Raw genomic sequence first — 19,508 nt, forward strand, 5'->3', positions numbered from 1 at the left:
CGTAGGAGAGAACTTGTTCGCGAGGCGATATTGCTGTGTACGCAGGCCCATTGTTTCGCCAACAAGTTGGCTCCTACAGTTGGTGTTGCGTTCCCAGCGCCCCCAACAACGTCCGCGTATACGCATGCTGTGGCGCGGCGAACAGTTGTTCGGTTGGCCCTTGCTCGACGATATGGCCTTGATGAAACACCAGCACCCGGTCGCTGATGTGCTGCACCACGCCCAGGTCATGGGAGATGAACAGCAGCGACATCTGATACTGCGCCTGCAACTCGGCGATGAGGTCCAGAACCTGCGCTTGCACGTACACATCCAGCGCCGAGACCGGTTCGTCGCAGATCAGCAGGGCAGGCGCTGCCGCCAGGGCGCGGGCGATGGCGATACGTTGGCGCTGACCGCCGGACAGCGTCAGCGGGCGGCGTTGCAGCAGGCTTTCGTTGAGGCCAACCTGACGCAACAGCTCCACAACCTGTTCCTGGCGTTGCGCCGAATTGAGCGCCGGGTTCGGCAGGTTCTCGGCGATTACTTGCAACACCGTGTAGCGTGGATCAAACGAACTGAGCGGGTCCTGCGGAATGTACTGCATGTGCCGACGCAGCGGGCGGCGTTGTTGTTCGCCGATGCCGCTCCAGGTCTGGCCGAGCAATTTCACGCTGCCAGTGTCCGGTGTCAGCAAGCCCAGCACGATGTTGGCGCAGGTGGTTTTCCCTGAACCGGATTCGCCGACGATGCCGAGCACTTCGCCTTTGCGGATCGAGAATGACGCGTCGTGCAGGGCGGTGAACGGCCGCGCCTTGCGACCCCAACCGCCTGCGCCGTAGCGTTTCGAGATGTTCTGCACCTCAAGCACCGTTCGATCTTCAATCTGATGTTTGGTCAGTGTTTCACGCCGGATCGATAAGCCTTCAGCGCCGGGAACCGCGGCGACGATGCGCGCCGAGCTGAGCTTGTGCCCCCGCGATTGTGCCGAGGGCACCGCCGCCAGCAGTTGCCGGGTGTAAGCGTGACGCGGATTGCGCAACACTTCGGCCACCGGTCCGGCATCCACTACCTCGCCTTCATGCAGCACGTGCACGAAGTCGGCGATCTGCGCTACCAACGCCAGGTCATGGCTGATCAACAGCAAGCCTGCGCCGTTCTTCACGCGCTCGGCGAGTACGCTGATGACTTGCTGCTGCACCGTCACATCCAGCGCAGTGGTGGGTTCGTCAGCGATGATCAGCGCCGGACCTGCGGCAATCGCCGAGGCTATCAGGCCGCGCTGGCGCAGGCCACCAGACAGTTCATGGGCGTATTGCCCGGCGCGCAACTCGGGATCGCTAATGCCGACTTGTTGCAGCACGTCATGGACCTTGGCGGTCAGCGCCTGGCGACCCTTGAGCAGGTCGTGGCGGATCAGCACTTCGGCGGTTTCCTGGCCAATAGTGCGCAACGGGTCCAGGGACACCAGCGCATCCTGCATGACCAGCCCGGCAAAGGTGCCGCGCAACGCGCGCCAGTCTTGCTCGCTGAACGCCAGCGCATCGCGCCCGGCGATGCGAAAGCTGTCGGCGCTGATCTGCGCGCCGTCGCCGGACAAGCCCAATACGCTGCGCGCGGTGATGCTTTTGCCCGATCCCGACTCGCCCACCAGCGCAACGCATTGCCCCGGCTTGATGCTGAAACTGACGTTGCGTACCAGCGGCTTGCCGCCATTGGCACCCGCGAAACCGATGCTCAGGTTGTGTACTTCGACCAGCGCTTGTTGCAGGTTATTCAACTGGGAAACGCTCATGGCTGACGGCCCTCGAAACGACGTTGGACATGGCTGCCAATCAGGCTGAAGGCGATCACGGTCAGAGTGATCGCGGCACCGGGAAACACGCTGGGCCACCAGGCAGTGCGCAACACGTCGCGACCTTCGGCGAGCATCACGCCCCATTCCGGTGTGGGTGGTTGCGGGCCGAGGCCGAGAAAGCTCAGCCCGGACACCGCCATGATCGAGCTGCCGATATCGATGGTGGCCAGAATCGGAATCGCGACCATTACATTCGGCAGCAAATGCTTATAGAAAACCTGAGCGCAGCTTTTGCCGTAGAAACAGGCGTGAGTGACGTAATCGGCCTTGCGCACCAGCTGCGTCTGGCTGCGCACCATCCGGCCGAATTTCGGGATGCCGGCGATGCCGATGGCAATCGCGACGTTGATCATGCCAGGGCCGATCAGGGCGATCACCAGCAACGCCAGCAACACACCGGGGAAGGCTGACAGCACATCGAAAATCCGCGAGGCGATTTCATCCAGCCAACGGTTTTTCATGCCAGCGATAATCCCCAGCACCACGCCCAACACCAGGCTGATCAGCATACCGGCGATACCGATCAACAACGAATAACGGGTGCCGTGAACCACGCGGGCAAAGACATCGCGGCCCAGCCGGTCGGTGCCGAACCAATGCGCGGCGCCCGGCGCTTGCAGGCTTTGGCTGATGTCGCCGCTGAGCGGGTCGTAGCCGGTCAATAACTGCGGCACCGCCAGCGCCACCAACAGCACCAGCAGGAAACCCAGCGACAGCTTGACGCCCAAGGGCAGCGGCTGACGCGCGGGTTGCCACGCAAGATTGTCCGGCAGCACGGCGGTGGGGTTTTCCGCCGGGGTTTCAAGAGGCCGCGTTGAACGTGCGGTTGAGCGTGCCGATGAGAGGGTCATGAATGTCTCAACCTCGGGTCAATGAACAGATAAACGATGTCGAGCAAGGTCGAGATCGACACGTAGATGGCCGCTGCCAGCAGGACCACGGCGAGCACCACTGGTACGTCCTGACTGGTGATGGCATTGAGCGTGACGGTGCCCAGCCCTGGTCGGCCGAAGACTTTTTCGGTAATCACGGCACCCCCCAGCAAACCGCCGATCAGCCAGCCGCCGAGGGTGATGATTGGCAGCAAGCCATGGCGCAATACGTGGCCGCTGCGCAGCCGGGTTTCGCTCAGGCCCCGCGAGCGCAACGTGGTGATGAAGGGCTGTTCGAGGACTTTCTCCATGGATTCGCGCAGCACTTGCGAAAGCAGGCCCACGGTGGGCAGCGCCAGGGTCACGGCGGGCAGCACCAGCGAGCGCCAGCCCTGCGCGCCAGCCACCGGAAACAGGCGCAGCTGGAAGGAAAACAGCATCAACAGCAGGATGCCGATCCAGAATACCGGAGTTGAGGTGCAGACCAGTTCGAACAGCGACGCCACTTTGCGCAGGCGCAGGCTGCGCCCGGCAGTGAGCAGCGTGATACCGATGGACAGCACAATCGCCAGGGCACCGGCGCTCAGTGCCAACTGAATCGTGGGCCAAAGCTGCGAGGCGAGGATGTCGGAAACCGGCATGCGCATGATGTAGGACGTGCCGAGATTGCCTTCCACCAGACGTCCGAGAAAATCCAGATACTGTTCGGGCAACGACTTGTCCAGGCCCCATTCCGCCGCGATGGCTTCGCGCAGGCCGGGATATTCCACATCACCGGCCAGCACATCGGCGATGTTGCCCGGCAATGAATGCAGGGCGACAAACGCCGCAGAGACACTGAGCCAGATCACCATCAGGCTGCTCAAGATTCGGGTAAGCACCGGACGCCACATGACAGCTCCTTATTTCGACGGGCTGAGCCAAGCGTCGTAGAGGTTGGAGGGCGAGTCGAGCTGCGCTTCGAAGCTCAGGTCATGCAGGCTGGATTTGGCTGCGATCTGATAGCTCGGGGCGAACAGCGGCACGATGTAGGCCTGGTCCACGGCGCGTTGCTGGATGCTGTCGAGAATCGGCTGACGTGCTGCCAGGTCAGAAGTCGCACGCGCTTTGTCGATCAGTCCGACGATAATCGGGTCAGTTTTCTCCCGAACGCCGCTGTAAAAGCCGGTGCTGCCCAGCACATCACGCAACGACAACGCACTGTCGGACGGGTTGAGGGTATTGGGGTAAATGTGCCAGCTGCCGTCGGCGCGCGTCTTGGCCCAGTCGCCACCGGTGGTGATGCGCAGGTCGAGATCGAAGCCGATGTTTTTCTTCACGGCGGCCTGAATCGACTGGATCAACAGGTCGCGATTGTCTCGCACGTAGGGCTGCGGGAAGCCGACTTCGATGCGCAGGCGCTGGCCATCCTTGGTGCGATAACCCTGATCGTCGCGACTGGTCCAGCCCGCTTCATCCAGCAGCGCGTTGGCCTTGGCGATGTTGTTGCCCCAGGTGCCGACCAAGGCTTTGTTGTAGGCCGGGTTGTCCGGGCCGATGTTCGACCAGGCGCGCGGCACGGTGCCCAGATACAGGCTTTTGACCACTGCATCCACATCAAAACCATCGCGCAAGGCCTGGCGCACGCGCACATCGGTGCCGACGCCGTGGGTGTAGTTGATATTCAGCGTGAACGAAGTCTCCGCCGATGGCCCGACCAGATACTGGAAGCCCTCGGCATCCTTGAACAACGGGATATCGCTGGGTTGCACGCCTTCGATCAGGTCCACTTGCCCGGAACTCAAGGCCCCGGCGCGGACCGCGTATTCGGGGATGAAGCGATAGGTCACGGCGTCCAGGTATGGCGCGCCTTTGTTCCTGGCGTAGCCCGGACCCCACTTGTAATTGGCATTCTTGACGAAACGCGCCGACTGGCCGCGCTGATAACTCTGGAAGATAAACGGCCCGGTGCCTACCAGACCCGGCCCGCCAGCGCACAGGTCGGCGCCGCTGGTTAGGGTCTTGGGCGACAGGAAGCCCAGTTTGACGCTGGACAGAGACTCCAGCATCGCCGAATCCGGTCGCGCCAGAACGATCTTCACTTCGTGGGGGGAAACCACTTCAGTGCGGTCGTAATACTCAAGAAATGCCGCCGCCAGCGCGGTATTTTTCGGATCTTTGGTGTAATCCAGATTGGCTTTTACTGCCGCAGCGTCGAACGGCGTGCCGTCGGTGAAGGTCACGTCATCGCGCAGCACGAAGGTGTAGTTCAGGCCGTCCGGCGACACGCTCCAGCTCTTGGCCAGCCACGGCGCGAAACTGCCGTCAGCCTGTTTGCCGATCAACGAATCCACGTAGTTACGGATCACGATGAAGCTGTTTTGCTGCCCCGAACGATGCGGATCGAAGCACACCGGCTCGGTGGTAATCCCCCATGAAACCTCGCCGCCGGCCACGGGTTTGCTGGCATCCACGGTTTTCGTGGCAGTGGCTTTCGTTTCAGCGCTCTGGGTCAGCGCTTTCGGGTTGTCGCAGCCAGCCAGCAAGGTGCTGGCGACCAGAGTGAAGGCAAGGCTGTAGGGTAACGTTTTCATGGTGAACCTTAGGATCGGCAATGCCGACCATTTGTGTGATTGGGATCAGAAGTCGTAAGCGAGTTTGGTGTACCAGAAGCCGCCAGCAGGCGAGAACGGCGGGTTGCCGTAGATGTAGCCGCCAGTGTTGTTGGCGACCGCGTTGTCATCGGGGCGCACGTCGAAAATGTTGATCCCGCCCAGCGACACGGTGATCGCATCAGTCAGCGCGTAGCTGACGTCCAGGTCGGTGATCCACTTGGCGCCGAAACTGCGGTCGCCACTTTCCAGCTGTTGCAGGGCCTTGACCTTGCCGTAGCGGGTGGTTTGCAGATTGATGTCGAAGTCGTTGATCAGCCAGTTGGCGCCGAGCACCCATTTGGTTTTCGGCGTGGCCTCGGTCAGATCGCCTTCACGGGCGCGGCCCACCCAGGTCAGGCTGCCACCGCTGTTGCTGCCCAATGACGACAACACATCCGGCGCGGCCTTGCGCCCGGTGATCGTGGTCTTGTTGTAGTTGAAGGCCGCGGTCCAGCGCACCAGCCCCAATGCCTGCGGGCGCCAGGTGTAATCGCTGACCACATCCACGCCGCGAGTGCGGGTGTCGAAGGCGTTGGCGTAGTACGAAACCCGATAACCCGAGTTCAGCCCGGCATCGGTAAGGATCGGCGACAGCGCCGGGCCGTACATGGCTTCGGTGCGGCTGATGCGATCCTTGATATCGATCTGATAGGCATCGGCGGTGAGGTTCCACGATGGCAACGGCCGCCAGACGAAACCCGCACCGAGGTTAAAGGTTTTCTCGGCCTTGAGGTCTTCAGCGCCCAACGCCTTGGCGACGTCCGAGTCAACCGGCGCCAGCAGGTTCAAGGCCGGCACGATGGAGCCGTCGGGATTGCGCGCGGTCAGGCTGTTGGCGTCGGTGAAGGCGATCTGCGTCAGGGACGGGGCGCGGAAGCCGCTGCCCACCGTGCCGCGAATGGCAAAGGTATCGGTGAAGTCATAGCGAGAGTTGAATTTGCCGTTGAAGGTGTTGCCCGAGCTGTCGTCGAAATGCTCGAAGCGCCCGGCCAGGCCGACGTACCATTTTTCGGTGGGATTAATCCCCAGATCCAGATAGGTCGCGTAGCTTTTACGTTCGATATCGACTTCGTATTCCGGGCGTACGATGGTCGCTGCCTGAGCGCCGACTTGCGCTGGCTGACCTGCCAGCGGGTTCGGATTGCCATTGGGTTGCAGGGCAGGGTAAATGTAGCCGCCGTTGCGATAGCCGATCTCGTCCCCGGCGAAAGTCTGGAAGCGTTCGCGCCGGAATTCCGCACCCCAGGAAACCTGCAGCGGTTTGGCCAGGCCAATGTCGTAGCCGCGACTGACGTCGAGGTTATTGGTCCATTCGGTGTTTTGCCAGGTGCCGAGATCACTGAAGCTGGTGGGCGAAGTCGGCCCGAGCGACGGGTTGATGGTGAAGTCGCTGGCATGTTCCACGCGGTTGCGCCCCAGGCTGCTGCTGATGTCCCATTTCCACTCGCCCAGGTCGCCGCGTATGCCAGCCAGCGCCTGGAAATCCTCGGAGTGAATGTCGTTGGTGGGGAAGTAGCCGTTGGGGAACAGCTCCAGAATGTTGCCGTCGCCGTTGGCCCGGCGTTTGTTGTTGCCGATCACCGCATCCTGCTCGCCGTAGGTGCCGTTGGAATACAGCTCCAGTCCGTTACTGATTGGCAATGCGGCGTTGTAGCCCAGGTTGTAGTTCTTCAGCTCCGGATCGCCGTTGTGCAAACCGTCGCGATCCCAGCTGGCTTCGCGCGGGTCAGGCTGGCCGTTGGGCAGGGCGAACCAATTGCTGCCGGTCGCCTTGTTGTTGTAGGTCGTGGCATTGCGTTTACGCACATCGGCGCTGAGGTGCAGGAAGCCGCCATCGCCCAGTTCGAAACCGGTGTCGCCCTCGATCTGGCTTGATTCGCCATTGCCCTCGAACAGCTGGCCGGTTTGCGCCGAGATATGCCCGCCGCTGGACGCGTCCTTGAGGATCACGTTGATGACTCCGGCCACGGCGTCCGAGCCGTATTGCGCGGCGGCGCTGTCCTTGAGCACTTCAATGCGCTGCACGGCGCTGACCGGAATGGTATCCAGGTCCACCGCGTTGGCGCCGCTGTTGTCCACCGAGCCGGACGCCGGAAAGGCGGTCTTGTGGCGACGTTTGCCATTGACCAGCACCAGGGTGTAGGCGGGCGCCAGACTGCGGTTGGTCAAGGGCCGGTTGATCTGCCCGAGGCCGCCATTGTTCGAGCCGAAATTCATCGACGGCAACAATTTAGAGAGCACTTCGGAAAGCCCGGCGCGTCCGGATTTGCGCACCGCATCGCCGGAAATCACGTCAATGGGCGCGGGGCTTTCGGCCACGGTACGCTCGGCACCGCGAACGCCGGTGGACACCACCGTGGCCAGGCGTTTTTCTTCGGTGTCGGTTTCCTGAGCCGCGATGCTGACCGAAAACGCCAGCAAGGTCAGGGGCAGCAGGGCACCGGCACGTCGGGCGGCAAGGTTTTTCTTCGCGGGTATGGCGGCCCGGTTGCTGTGTGCGAAATGGATAGTCAAGGCATCGCTCCGTGCGCCACCGGATGCAAGGTCCGGCAGGTTCGTGGTTTTTCTGGTTATGGTCGCCTGACGGAGTTCGTGCGCATTCGAGGGGAAGGTGGTGGTGAGCCCTGAATCTATGTCAATGCAGATGTCTGGTAGCACGCTTGGCGAGGTGTTGATCAGAATTTAGCATTATGAATTTACATAAATATAATAATTAATCATGTTGTAGTTATAACCAAAATTATCCTTTCCGTTGATTTGTAACTTCCTAATGCTATAAAAATCGGTTTCATGATTATGCGATATTATGATTAATACGGATGATTTGATAACCTAAAATAATATTAGGTTAGAACCCTTCGGCATTTCACAGACCCGCCTCCAGCGCTTATGTTCATCCTCGAACCCGGCTTGTTAGCCGCCAACGATCAAGGGGATTTTCAGCATGGCGAAGCAGCGACACCTCAAATTCGGGGCCATTCTCACGGGCGTGGGCACCTCCCAGAACGAATGGCTGAATCCAGAAATCCCTGGTGATGCCAGCGTCGACATCGACTGGTTTCGGCGTCAGGCGCAGCAGGCCGAGGCGGCGAAATTCGATCTGGTATTCATCGTCGACAGCCCGTACATCACGCCGGAATCCGCGCCGCATTACCTCAATCGGCTGGAGCCATTGACGCTGCTGTCAGCGGTCGCCGGGGCGACGTCGAAGATCGGCCTGGTGGCGACGCTGACCACTTCCTATACGGAACCTTTCAACGTCGCACGGCAGTTTGCCTCGCTCGACCTGATCAGCAATGGCCGCGCAGGTTGGAACGTGGTGACTACCGGGCTTGAAGGTGCCGCTGGTAATTTCGGCCGCGAAGAGCATATCGATCACACTGACCGCTATCGCCGTGCCCGTGAGCACGTTGAAGTGGTGCAAGGTTTGTGGGACAGCTACGAAGACGATGCCTTCCCGCGCGACAAACAAAGCCGGACCTTCCTGGATAAGCGTCGCCAGCATCGGCTCGACCATCAAGGTGAATTCTTTTCGGTCACCGGCCCGCTGAATATCCAGCGCTCCAGGCAGGGTCAGCCGGTGATTTTCCAGGCCGGTATTTCCGAGTCGGGCCGCGCCCTGGCGGCGGATTTTGCCGAGGGGATCTTCGCTGGCGTGGACAATTTTGAAGATGCCCAGGCCTATTATCAGGACATCAAGCAGCGCGCTGCGGCGGCGGGACGTAACCCTGATCACGTGGTGATCCTGCCTGGCATCGCGCCGATCATTGCCGACACCGATGAGCAAGCGCGGCAGATCGAGCGTGACTTGCATGGCGAGCTGGATTTGAACAAGGCGTTGGTGGAACTGGGCCGGCCGTTCAACTACCACGACTTCAGCCAGTACCCGCTGGATGAACCCTTTCCCGAGCTGGGCGACCTGGGCAGCAATGGCTATCGCGGGCATGCCGAACACATCAAGAACACTTCCCGCGAACAAGGCCTGACCCTGCGCCAGGCGGCGCTGCGCTTCGCCACCCGTTATTCGAACTTCGTCGGTTCGCCGCTGACCGTGGCCAATGAAATCGAGCGCTGGTTCGTCGAAGGTGCGGTGGACGGTTTCAATATCCGCCTCACCGCGCCGAGCGATTTTGCCGCGTTTGCCGACAAGGTGCTGCCGATCCTGCGCGAGCGTGGCCTGTTCCGCAGCGAATACAGCCACGACACCCTGCGCGGGCATCTTGGTCTGCCGGTCCCGCTCAATCGCCATACCGCGAGTGCGCAGCAGGCCAGGCAAAGCACCGTTGCCCAGCAAACTCCCGAAGTGGCGCATTGATGCATTGCGCCGCTGAATTCCTGTCCGCCCAGCCATCGGCACGAGGTAATTGATGACACAGACCGTAATAGCCAGTCAGCACGACGAAGAGGTCAACAGGCTGCTGCGCCAGCGTTTGCCGGAATACACCATCATTGGCATCGGGCCTGGTTTGCCGCTGTCGATCCCCGCCGAAGCGACGATCTTACTGGCGCGTCCGCTGATCAAACCGGGCACCACCGAGCGACCTGTGCGGCCCGAAGGCTGGCCCTTCAAGCTTGAATGGGTGCAGCTGGCATCGTCGGGCATTGATACTTATCCCGACTGGTTGTTCGAGGTGCCCAAGGTGTCTTCAGCGCGCGGCACTTCCTCGGTGGCAGTGGCGGAGTTTGCCTTGGCGGCGATTTTTGCTGGGGCCAAGAGCTTTCCGCAGGTGTGGATCAAGGACGTTTCCCAGTGGCAGCGATTCACCTTGCAACTGGTCAGCGGCAGCGTGCTGGGTATCGTCGGTTTCGGGGCGATCGGCAGCGCGCTGGCCAGCCGTGCACTGGCGCTGGGGATCAAAGTGATTGCGCTGAATCGTTCGGGTAAGCCTTTTGATGTGCCTGGCGTGGAGCGTGCGTCGAGCCTGCAAGCGCTGTTTGCCGAATCCGACCATGTGGTGCTCGCTGCGCCGGCGACCGGTAACACCCGGCATTTGGTCGACAGCGAACTGCTGCGTCACGCCAAACCTGGCCTGCACCTGATCAACATTGCGCGTGGCAGCCTGATCGACGAAACCGCGCTGATCGCCGCGCTGGATCAAGGTCAGATCGCCAGTGCAACTCTGGACGTCAGCCAGATCGAACCCACCCCGGCGGATCACCCGTTCTACAGCCACCCACAGGTCAGGTTGTCCCCCCACGTTTCCCCGGCGACGAGCGATCTGTGGGGCAACATCATCGAACAGTTCGTCGACAACCTGCGCCGCTTCCATCAGGACGATCCGTTGACGCAAGAGGTGGATTTTCAGCGGGGTTACTGACCGCTCCCACAGGGAGATGCATACCTATCCGTTGTTGCGGTAACGGCTACTTAGGGTTCCGCCCTTACGGCGGGTTACTTGGAAAAGCGCCAAGTAACCAAGCGCTCTCGCCCCTGACGTCCGGTGCCTCGCTTTGGCTCGACATACCCTCGCTCCGGTTCTGCTCCGTGGGCCCGCCGCCATCGGCCATCCATGGCCGGGGGCGACTAACCCGGCATCCCTGCCGGGTTGCCCACTTCGCAAAACCTGCGCTCGGCCTTCCGACGGGGCAGATCAAGATCAAAAGCAAGATCAACAGCCAAAGCGACATGAATCTGTGGGAGCCGAGCTTGCTCGCGAAAAAGGTCTGGATACCGCGGTTTTCCAGACAGCACGCGTTATCGTTGAAGCCCTTCGCGCAGTTCAAGTTAGCTCCAAAATACGATCACACCGCCAACTGCACCGCCCGATCATCCAGCACATTGGCCACGGCTTGCAGGATCGGCTCGGCTTCGGAGCGCACCAGCCAGTCCGGGCTGACTTCGGCAAAGATCACCTGACCGTGGCCATCGATCACCACGACCGTCGGTTGCGGCAATTCCCAGGTTCCAGTTCCGGTGACTGCGCCGATCCCGTTGCCTTTGCTCAACGAGGCCGCGCGTGAGGCTTCGTCGAAGCTGTAGAGAATGCCCAGCTGCCGCGCCAGCACGTTGTCGGTGTCGGTAGCGACTTCAAACTCCAGGCCGTGCCGCTGTTTGATCTCGATCAGACGCTCGGGAACCTGCGGGCTCACGGCAATCAACGGCACGCCGAGGGCCTGCAATTTGGCGAACAACTGACGCTGGTAATAGGGCAGGGCGATATTGCAGGCGGGGCAACCGGCGAAGCGAAAGAAGATCAGCACAGCAGGGCCGTAAGCGGTGAGCTGATCACGGCTGAAAGTGCCGCCTTCGACATTCTGCAATGTGAAGTCCGGTGCCTGATCACCAACCTGCACGAAGCGCGCATGCTTCGCGGCATCCACCAGCGTCTGGCGTTGATCTATATTGACCTGCAAGGCTTCTGGCGCCCAGCTGGTCAGGCGTTCGCTGTGCAGATCGGCGAGTAGTTGATTCAGTGATTCGCTCATGGGAATTCCTAGGCTCAAGGTTTTGTCGGAGGTGGCGTGGTGCGGGCGAGGGCGAAGATGCCGTCCATGCGCCAGTGTTGGTTGGTGTAGCGTGGGTCGGCGGCCCATTCGTCCCAGCCGGAGTCGCGGCGGTATTGGCCGAGTAGGCCACTGTCGCGAATCGCCTGCGGGTCGAGCGGGCGTGGTTGTTCGCAGTCGGGATCGACATACAGCGCATCTCTGGCGCAATACAGCTCGCACATGAAGCAGGTCTGGCAGGCCGCTTGATCGCGAATAGCAGGCACTGCCTGCTCGGTCAGCGCCAGGGCGTTGGTCGGGCAGACTTCCACGCATTTGCCGCAGCCGTTGCACAGGTCCGAATAAATCAGCTCGATCATGCGAGGGCTCCGTGAGTGAGTGGCGTCTTCAGGTGATCGTGACGAGACCAGACGCTGTCGAGCCCACCGACTCGCAGGTGCGCGTCGAAGGCGGCGCTCTGTTGTGGGGTGTCGCTGCGTTGGTGCATACCGCGACTTTCCCGGCGTTGTTCGGCCGCGTGATAACACCAGCGTGCGGTTGCAGCCATGGCCAGCAGTTCCCGGGCGCGCAGCGGATTTTCTTCAGTACCTGGCGGCGCATCGCGCAGTTGATCCCAGATCGAATCCAGCGCCTGCAACGAGCTGCACAGCTGATTGCCGGAGCGGAACAGGTTCTTGTCCAGCGGGTGGACTTCAGCCTGGATACGCTTGATGAGCTGTCCGATGTCAGTCGCAGAACTGCTTTTTAACGGCTTTGCGTCAACCTTGGCAAAGCCGCGCAACGAGCCTGGAGAAGCGGTGCGAGTTTGAGCCAGCAAGGCAGCGCCGCGTCCGGCCCATTGCCCGGAAGATAAAGCCCAGGCTGAATTCTGCGCGCCGCCGCCAGATGTGGCACCGGCAATCGGCTCTCGACTGGAAGCGTCGCCCGCCGCGAACAATCCGGCGACTGTGGTCTGGCAATCATCGTCAACGATGCGCAAGCCTCCCACGCCGCGAATGGTGCCTTCGGCATGCAGCGTAACCGGGAAACGTTGCTGATAAGGGTCGATGCCGTGGCGATCAAAAGGCAGCATCAGGTTCGGCTGGATGGTCGGCAGTTGCTGGCGAATGTCTTGCGGCACGCGCCCGAGTCGGCAGTAAACCGGACCTTCCAGCAGCGCGCGGGCCAGTTGACCGGTGAAGTCCGGGCCTTGCTGAATGGGCAGTTGACGGTCACTGGCGTCGAAATAGTCACCAAAGGTGTAGACCATCGAGCGGCTCATGCTGCTGCCCGCAGCAGCGATGCCGTAATAGTTGGAAAACTCCATGCCGGACAGCTCCGCACCGGCTTCCACCGCCATCAGGTAGCCGTCGCCGGTATTGGTGTGGCTGCCCAACAAGCGCGAAAGAAAACCGCAGCCGCCGGTGGCGACCACCACCGCCGAGGCTTTTACCTGCCAGTTACCGCCGGCCTGACGTCGCCATCCGCTGGCTCCGGCAACTGCGCCATGCTCATCGCGCAGTAATTGCAAAGCCGGGCTCTGGTCGAGAAGGGTGACGCCGCTGTCTTGCACCAGGCGGCGCATGCCACGCATGTATTCCGGGCCGCGCAAGCCCCGGTATTGGGTAACGCCGTGTTCGTCCTGAGGGAACGCGTAGTAGTCAGCGATCCCCGGCAGACTATTCCAAGTGGTGTCCAGCGCGCGGGCCATGAAGCGCGGATCGGCCAGGCCGTAGGCGGTGGTCAGGCGTTTTTCAATGGCCGAGGCGCGGGTTTGCGGATCAGGCGGCACCCACCAATGACCGGGGCCCGCCGTGGCGGTGACGCCGCTGGTGCCGCAGAAACCCTTGTCCGCCAGGATCACCCGGCTGCCTTGCCGCGCCGCAGCGACAGCCGCCCAGGTTCCGGCCAGGCCACCGCCAATCACCAGCACATCGGCGTGCAGATCCAGCAGCGGTGTCGAAGTTGAAGTCATGCAGGCAATGCTCCGCGTAAATCAATCCGGATTGGCCAGCTTCAGAAGTTGTAGGCCAGACGCGTGTAGTAATACGAACCGCCGAAACCAAAGGGCGAGAACTGGCCGTATTTGTAGGCGCCGCCCCAATCGGTGATGCCTTTCTTGTCCGGGTAGACGTTGAACAGATTGTTCGCGCCCAGTGCCAGGGTCAGGCTTTTGGTCAGGGCGTAGGCGACGTCCAGGTCAGTGATCCATTTCGCCGAATAGGTGCGATCGTTGACCGGGTTGTTGTCGCCTTCGGTGTAGCTGCCAAAGCGGGTCACGGCCAGATTCAGGTCGTAGTCGTCGACCTTCCAGTTGGAGGCCAGAATCAGTTTCGATTGCGGCGTGGCAACGGTCAGGTCCTTTTGCAGGCGTCGATCAAACAGCTGGTATTGCGAGCCAAGGCCGGTGAGTGCGGCGGGGTTGGCCTGGAGTTTCTCGATCTTGGTCTGGTTCCAGTTATAGGCCGCGCTCCAGCGCACCTGACCATATTTGCCGAGGTTCTGGCGGAACTCGTTGACCACGTCCACGCCACGGGTGCGGGTGTCCACGGCGTTGGTGTAGTACTGCGCGTACAGCGAAGGCGACAGGCCGTTGGCGGCGAGGATTTGCGACACCGCGCTGCCGCCCAGCAGGCTGGTGGAAACAATGCGGTCACGAATCGCGATCTGGTAAAAGTCCGTGGTCAGGCGATAGTTGTCGGTGGGTTCGAAGGTCACGCCGAAGCTGTAGTTGAGGGATTTCTCCGGCTTCAGTTGTTCCGCGCCCAACGCTTTGGCTTCGGCGCTGTCCACCGGCAGCACCTTGACCGGCACCGAGACTTGCTGACCGTTAACGACGCCCGCCGAGGTGAAGGTCGATGAGGCATAAATCGTCTGCGCCAGCGACGGCGCGCGAAAGCCGTTATTGACCGTGCCGCGCAAGGCCAGACCGGGCAGGATTTCATAGCGCGTCGAGAACTTGCCGCTCCAGGTGCTGCCGATGTCCTGGGTGTAATGCTCGTAACGCCCGGCCACGCCCAGGTACCACTTGTCCGTCACGTCCATGCCCAGGTCGAAATAGCTGGCGACGTTGTTGCGGCTGATACTGCCGGCATCGGCGGTGCTGGTGCCGTTATAGGACGCAAGGCCCGGCAAGGGCGTCAGTCCGGCAAAAGGGCCGCTGGGCAGGACGTAATTGCCCGGCGTATAGCTGGCGTAATCCCCGGCTTCGATTTCAAAGCGCTCGAAGCGGTGCTCGAAGCCGAACGCCGCCTGCAGCGGGTTTTTCATGCCGATGTCGAAGCTGCGGTTGAAGTCCAGGTTGTTGGTCCACTGATCGAAGATCTGCGAAGCCAGATTGAACGAGGTCGGGCTGGTCGGCCCCCATGACGGGTTGATGGTGTTGTTGGCATTGAGCGTCGAATCGTCTTCGCCCCAAGTGGAGCTGGCGTCGTAATTCCAGCCGCCCACTTCACCCTTGAAGCCACCGGCAATCTGGAAATCCTTGGTGCGGTTGCGACGTTGCGCGTGGATGCCATCCGGGTAGGGCGTGGCCGGGTCGCCCGCCAGGGAGTTGATTTCGTTGGGCCGATAGTTGCCGGTGACTTTGGTGGTTTCCATGTAGCTGAACGTCGAGAAGGAGTAGAACTTCAGGTCGTCCTGCAGGGGGATTTCCAGGTTATAGCTGCCGTTGGTGACCTTCTCGCGGCCCAGCCCATAACTCGGGTTCCAGCCATGGCGATCAACCGTCTGGTCGCGGCTGTCGGGGCGACCGGCGGAGCCATACAAGTTGCCGGTGGCGCTGCCGGAGCGGCTGAAGGGTTCCTGCTCTTTGCTGTCCAGCGCCAGATTGAGGAAGCCGTCGTTGGGCAGCGGCAAGCCGTAATTGAAGGTCTGATGCGTGGTGTCGCCATCGCCGCTGCCGTAGCGGCCGAAACTGGTTTCGGCGCTGCCGCCGTTGTCGCTTTCCTTGAGGATGATATTGATCACCCCGGCGATGGCGTCGGAGCCGTATTGGGCCGACGCGCCGTCGCGCAGCACTTCGATATGGTCCACAGCGGAAACCGGGATCAGGTCGAGGTTGACCGGCACCGCCGCCGTGCCAATCCGCGCCAGGTTGTTGATCAGCGCAGTGTTGTGGCGACGCTTGCCGTTGACCAGCACCAGCACTTGATCGCCGGACAATCCGCGCATGGTCACGCCGCGCACCGACCACGATGTGCCGCCGCCGTTAATGGCTGGCAGGTTGAAAGACGGCAGCAAACGCGACAGTAATTCCTTGAGCCCGACCTTGCCGCTGGCCTGCAACTGCTCGGCGCTGATCACATCGATGGGCGAAGGACTGTCGGCCACGGTTCGCGCCTGACCACCGCGATTGCCGGTGACCACCACGGTGTTCAGTGTCTGGTCGTCACTGGCCTTGCCTTCGTTGCTGGCGGCCTGCACCTGAATGCTGCTGGCCAGCAGGCTCAACGCTGCGTAGGCCATGTAATCATTGGTCTTTCGGGGTTTGATGTTTTGCATGACAACCACTTCCTTGAGAAACCCTGGTATTGCCGCTTTCGTGCACTCAGCTCGTTGGAGCGAGGCTTGCCCGCGAAGAGGCCAGAACACCTGTCCCTTATCTATGCCCAGCTACATCGACTTCGCGGGCAAGTCGGAACGCCGCCCGCTCTCTCCAACGGGGTCGATATCAATCCGGATGGTCTCGTTCAGTCCTGCGCAGTGCGCCGCACGCGGTGGGGAATGTCGTCGTCGGCGATCAGCACCCGTTCCATGCGACGCGGGTAGTCGCCGTAGTTGTAGATCGGGTAGTGCAGGGTGGCGCGGTTGTCCCAGAAGGCGACGGAATGCTTGCGCCATTTGAAGCGCACCTGATGCTCCGGCTTGTTGAATTCCTGATGCAGGCGCTCGATCAGCTGCTTGCTGCGCGCAGGCTCCCAGCCAATGATCGACGGGTTCTGCGAGAAGTTGATAAACAGGCTGTCTTCCCCGGTTTCAGGGTGAGTGCGCACCAGCGGATGGGCGAGGATCGGGTAGTGATAACCCACCGCATCCAGGGACTTCTTGAAGTCATGAACCACTTGCAGCGTGTCGATTTCCTCGCGCAAGGCTTCCGGCAAGGCGCGATACACCGCCCCGGCATCCGCCCAGACCGTATCGCCACCCACTGGCGGCAAATCCACCGCGCGCAGAATCGCGCCGAACGTCGGCTTCAACAGCCAGCTGGTGTCGGTGTGCCAACGGCCAGTGGTGTTGGGCCCGTACAGCTTGCGCGCGTCCTGGGCTTCGATGAGGTGGGCGAAGGGTTTGCTGGTGTCGTTCTGTTGCGTAGTGGGATGCACATACAGTTCGCCGAACTCACGAGCGAAGGCGATTTGCTGTGCCGAATCAATGTCCTGATCGCGGAAGAAAATCACTTTGTGTTCAAGCAGCAGCGCACGGATTTCATCGCGCTGCGCGGCTGTGATCGGCTGGCTTAAATCGACCCCGGAAATTTCTGCGCCGATGGTTGGTTCAAGGCGGTTGACCTGCAACGAACGGACAATCTGCAGTGGAGTAGCAAAGTGATCATGCTGTGACTGAAGGTTTTTTTCGAGGATTGCGGACATGGCGATGGAACCTCTCTTTGTTATTGATGGTTAACCTCCGCCTGGAGAGGGGTCGGGTAGGGAAGTCTGGTGATGCGGGAGTAAGGCCGGTTATGGATGATGCCGGCGTTGGAAACATATAAGCATAATGATTGTAGTTAATATGCTATTTTTTAATGATTAGGTTATAACGAAAATGCATTTGCGGGTCGTTGGAGCGAGCGGGCGGCGTTCCGACTTGCCCGCGAATGATTCTCCTCGGTGAACCAGATCACCGCATCATCATTCTTCGCGGGCAAGCCTCGCTCCAACGCGATAATCAATAAACAAATTTCATAATTAGCTTAGATTAAAATGTGCTTTTTAAATGTTTTCTTATGCGCTTAGGCTACTTCAATACGTCTTTGACCCCTTGGAGCTACGCCATGAGCAACGTCAGCGCATTACCTGTCCATTCCAACGTTACCGGTTCCGGGAGCTTGCGTGAGCGTGTCACGCCGGAAGAGTGGGAGGTGCGTGTCAAGCTGGCGGCGGCTTATCGACTGGCAGCGCAAAAACGCTGGACCGATCACATCTACACGCACTTTTCCGCTCGTGTGCCGGGTGCTGAAGAGCATTTCCTGATCAACGCCTTCGGTTTGCTATTCGACGAAATCAGCGCCTCGAACCTGGTCAAGGTCGATATCGACGGCACCATCGTCGACGATCCTACTGGCCTGGGCATCAACTACGCCGGTTACGTCATCCACAGCGCGATTCATGCGGCGCGTCACGATCTGGTTGCCGTTCTGCACACCCACACTCGCGATGGCATCGCGGTTTCTGCGCAAAAGGGCGGGCTGCTGCCGATTTCCCAGCACTCGCTGGGGTTCTCGGGGCGCATTGCTTATCACGGCTATGAAGGCGTGGCGCTGGATCTGGACGAGCGCGAACGACTGGTGGCGGATCTGGGCGACAAGAGCGTGATGATCCTGCGCAATCACGGCCTGCTCACCGGCGGAGTCAGCGTCGAACACGCGTTCCAGCAACTGCATCGCCTGGAATACGCCTGCAATATTCAGGTCGCCGCACAGTCTGCCGGCAACGCCGAGTTGATCTATCCGCCTGCCGAAGTGGTCGCCAAGGTTGAAGAGCAAGCCAAGGTATTTTCCAACGGTCACGGGCCGGGTGTTGCCCGTCACTGGAACGCTCTGATTCGCGAGCTGGAGCGTACCGACACTTCTTATAAGGAGTAACCGGGACTTTTCGCAGCCAAATCGTTTATGGGCCTGGCCCATCGTATTTTCTGGAAGACGCCGATGTCTGCAAAAAATCTGGATGTTCGAGACGCCGACGCGGGCTTTCTGACAATCGACAAAGCTGCACCCCTTGATTCGACGACGCAGCGTCGGGCAAACAGCGAGCGCTGGAAAACGCCGGATTTCGTCCTGCGCCTGCTCAGTCCTCTCGCACTATTGCTGCTCTGGGAGCTGGCGTCGCAAACCGGCCTACTGCCTGCGCGGGTGATCGCTGCGCCGTCGCAGATTGGTGGCACGTTGTGGGCGATGATCGAGTCCGGCGAGCTGGCCACGCACTTGTGGGTGTCATTGCAGCGAGCCTTGCTGGGCTTGAGCATTGGCGTGTGCATCGGCGTGGTCGCCGCGTTGTTTACCGGTTTGTCGAAGCGCGGCGAAGTGATCCTCGATTCGCCGATGCAAATGCTGCGCACCATTCCTTCGCTGGCGTTGGTGCCGCTGTTTATCCTCTGGTTTGGCATCGGCGAGTTCACCAAAGTCGCGCTGATCGTCACCGGCACTACATTTCCGGTGTACCTCAATCTGTTTTCCGGTATTCGCAATATCGATCCCAAGCTGATCGAGGCGGCCAATACGTTGGGACTCAATCGCCGGCAGTTGATCTGGCACGTGATCTTGCCCGGTTCCCTGCCGTCATTTTTCGTCGGTCTGCGTTACTCCCTGGGGATTTCCTGGCTGGCGCTGGTGTTCGTCGAGCAGATCAACACCACCGCGGGCATCGGCTATCTGGCCAGTGACGCGCGGGACTTCATGCGTACTGACGTGATTGTTATCTGCCTGCTGATCTACAGCATCCTCGGGCTGGTCATCGACACCATCATTCGTACGCTGGAGCGCTATGCGCTGGCCTGGCGTCCAACATTTGTGAGGAATTGAAC

The 19,508-nt window shown here is 60.7% G+C and carries 14 protein-coding genes; 4 read left to right on the plus strand and 10 right to left on the minus strand.

Going from position 1 to position 19,508, the window contains the following annotated elements; all coding sequences use genetic code 11:
* Window positions 1–73: 73 nt before the first annotated feature.
* The 5 genes from AFK24_RS15850 to AFK24_RS15870 are packed head-to-tail and all read right to left on the minus strand — an operon-like array spanning window position 74 to window position 7,856.
* Entirely contained in the window at window positions 74–1,774 is a 1,701-nt protein-coding gene (locus AFK24_RS15850; protein WP_065834103.1) for a dipeptide ABC transporter ATP-binding protein, read from the minus strand.
* Window positions 1,771–2,688, minus strand: a complete 918-nt coding sequence (locus AFK24_RS15855; protein ID WP_080482178.1) for an ABC transporter permease — start codon at window positions 2,686–2,688, stop codon at window positions 1,771–1,773. The genes AFK24_RS15850 and AFK24_RS15855 overlap by 4 nt, the downstream gene beginning before the upstream one ends.
* Entirely contained in the window at window positions 2,685–3,602 is a 918-nt protein-coding gene (locus AFK24_RS15860) for an ABC transporter permease (protein ID WP_065834104.1), read from the minus strand. Before AFK24_RS15860 ends, AFK24_RS15855 begins: the two co-directional genes overlap by 4 nt.
* A 9-nt stretch (window positions 3,603–3,611) precedes the next feature.
* Window positions 3,612–5,282, minus strand: coding sequence for an ABC transporter substrate-binding protein (locus tag AFK24_RS15865; RefSeq protein WP_065834105.1), 1,671 nt, complete (start codon window positions 5,280–5,282; stop codon window positions 3,612–3,614).
* Between the two features lie 45 nt (window positions 5,283–5,327).
* The gene (locus AFK24_RS15870; protein WP_240500397.1) at window positions 5,328–7,856 is read right to left on the minus strand and encodes a TonB-dependent receptor plug domain-containing protein; all 2,529 of its coding nucleotides are present in this window, start codon (window positions 7,854–7,856) and stop codon (window positions 5,328–5,330) included.
* A 430-nt stretch (window positions 7,857–8,286) separates the two neighbouring features.
* Between AFK24_RS15870 and AFK24_RS15875 the strand changes: the two genes are divergently transcribed.
* Both AFK24_RS15875 and AFK24_RS15880 read left to right on the plus strand, forming a co-directional pair.
* On the plus strand, window positions 8,287–9,657 hold the full coding sequence (locus tag AFK24_RS15875) for an LLM class flavin-dependent oxidoreductase (protein WP_065834106.1): 1,371 nt from the start codon (window positions 8,287–8,289) through the stop codon (window positions 9,655–9,657).
* A gap of 52 nt (window positions 9,658–9,709) precedes the next feature.
* Window positions 9,710–10,660 (plus strand): D-isomer specific 2-hydroxyacid dehydrogenase family protein, encoded by a 951-nt coding sequence (locus AFK24_RS15880; RefSeq protein WP_065834107.1) that lies wholly within the window; start codon window positions 9,710–9,712, stop codon window positions 10,658–10,660.
* Window positions 10,661–11,084: 424 nt separating this feature from the next.
* Here AFK24_RS15880 and AFK24_RS15890 read toward each other — a convergent pair whose 3' ends face one another.
* The 5 genes from AFK24_RS15890 to AFK24_RS15910 all read right to left on the minus strand — a co-directional run bounded on the left by AFK24_RS15890 (window position 11,085) and on the right by AFK24_RS15910 (window position 17,356).
* Entirely contained in the window at window positions 11,085–11,768 is a 684-nt protein-coding gene (locus tag AFK24_RS15890) for a peroxiredoxin-like family protein (RefSeq protein ID WP_065834109.1), read from the minus strand.
* Between the two features lie 14 nt (window positions 11,769–11,782).
* Complete coding sequence (locus AFK24_RS15895; RefSeq protein WP_065834110.1) at window positions 11,783–12,145, minus strand: 4Fe-4S dicluster domain-containing protein; 363 nt, start codon at window positions 12,143–12,145, stop codon at window positions 11,783–11,785.
* Window positions 12,142–13,740 (minus strand): FAD-dependent oxidoreductase, encoded by a 1,599-nt coding sequence (locus AFK24_RS15900; RefSeq protein ID WP_065834111.1) that lies wholly within the window; start codon window positions 13,738–13,740, stop codon window positions 12,142–12,144. The genes AFK24_RS15895 and AFK24_RS15900 overlap by 4 nt, the downstream gene beginning before the upstream one ends.
* 41 nt (window positions 13,741–13,781) lie before the next feature.
* The gene (locus tag AFK24_RS15905) at window positions 13,782–16,268 is read right to left on the minus strand and encodes a TonB-dependent receptor plug domain-containing protein (RefSeq protein ID WP_080482179.1); all 2,487 of its coding nucleotides are present in this window, start codon (window positions 16,266–16,268) and stop codon (window positions 13,782–13,784) included.
* 188 nt (window positions 16,269–16,456) lie between these two features.
* Window positions 16,457–17,356: a TauD/TfdA dioxygenase family protein gene (locus tag AFK24_RS15910; RefSeq protein ID WP_170826345.1), complete on the minus strand. Its 900-nt coding sequence runs from the start codon at window positions 17,354–17,356 to the stop codon at window positions 16,457–16,459.
* Between the two features lie 404 nt (window positions 17,357–17,760).
* On the opposite strand from AFK24_RS15910, the gene AFK24_RS15915 reads away from it, so the two are divergent.
* Both AFK24_RS15915 and AFK24_RS15920 read left to right on the plus strand, forming a co-directional pair.
* On the plus strand, window positions 17,761–18,570 hold the full coding sequence (locus tag AFK24_RS15915; protein WP_065834112.1) for a class II aldolase/adducin family protein: 810 nt from the start codon (window positions 17,761–17,763) through the stop codon (window positions 18,568–18,570).
* Between the two features lie 63 nt (window positions 18,571–18,633).
* Complete coding sequence (locus tag AFK24_RS15920; RefSeq protein WP_065834372.1) at window positions 18,634–19,506, plus strand: ABC transporter permease; 873 nt, start codon at window positions 18,634–18,636, stop codon at window positions 19,504–19,506.
* Window positions 19,507–19,508 lie beyond the last annotated feature (2 nt).

Source organism: Pseudomonas syringae (genome assembly GCF_001698815.1).
GTDB lineage: Bacteria > Pseudomonadota > Gammaproteobacteria > Pseudomonadales > Pseudomonadaceae > Aquipseudomonas > Aquipseudomonas syringae_A.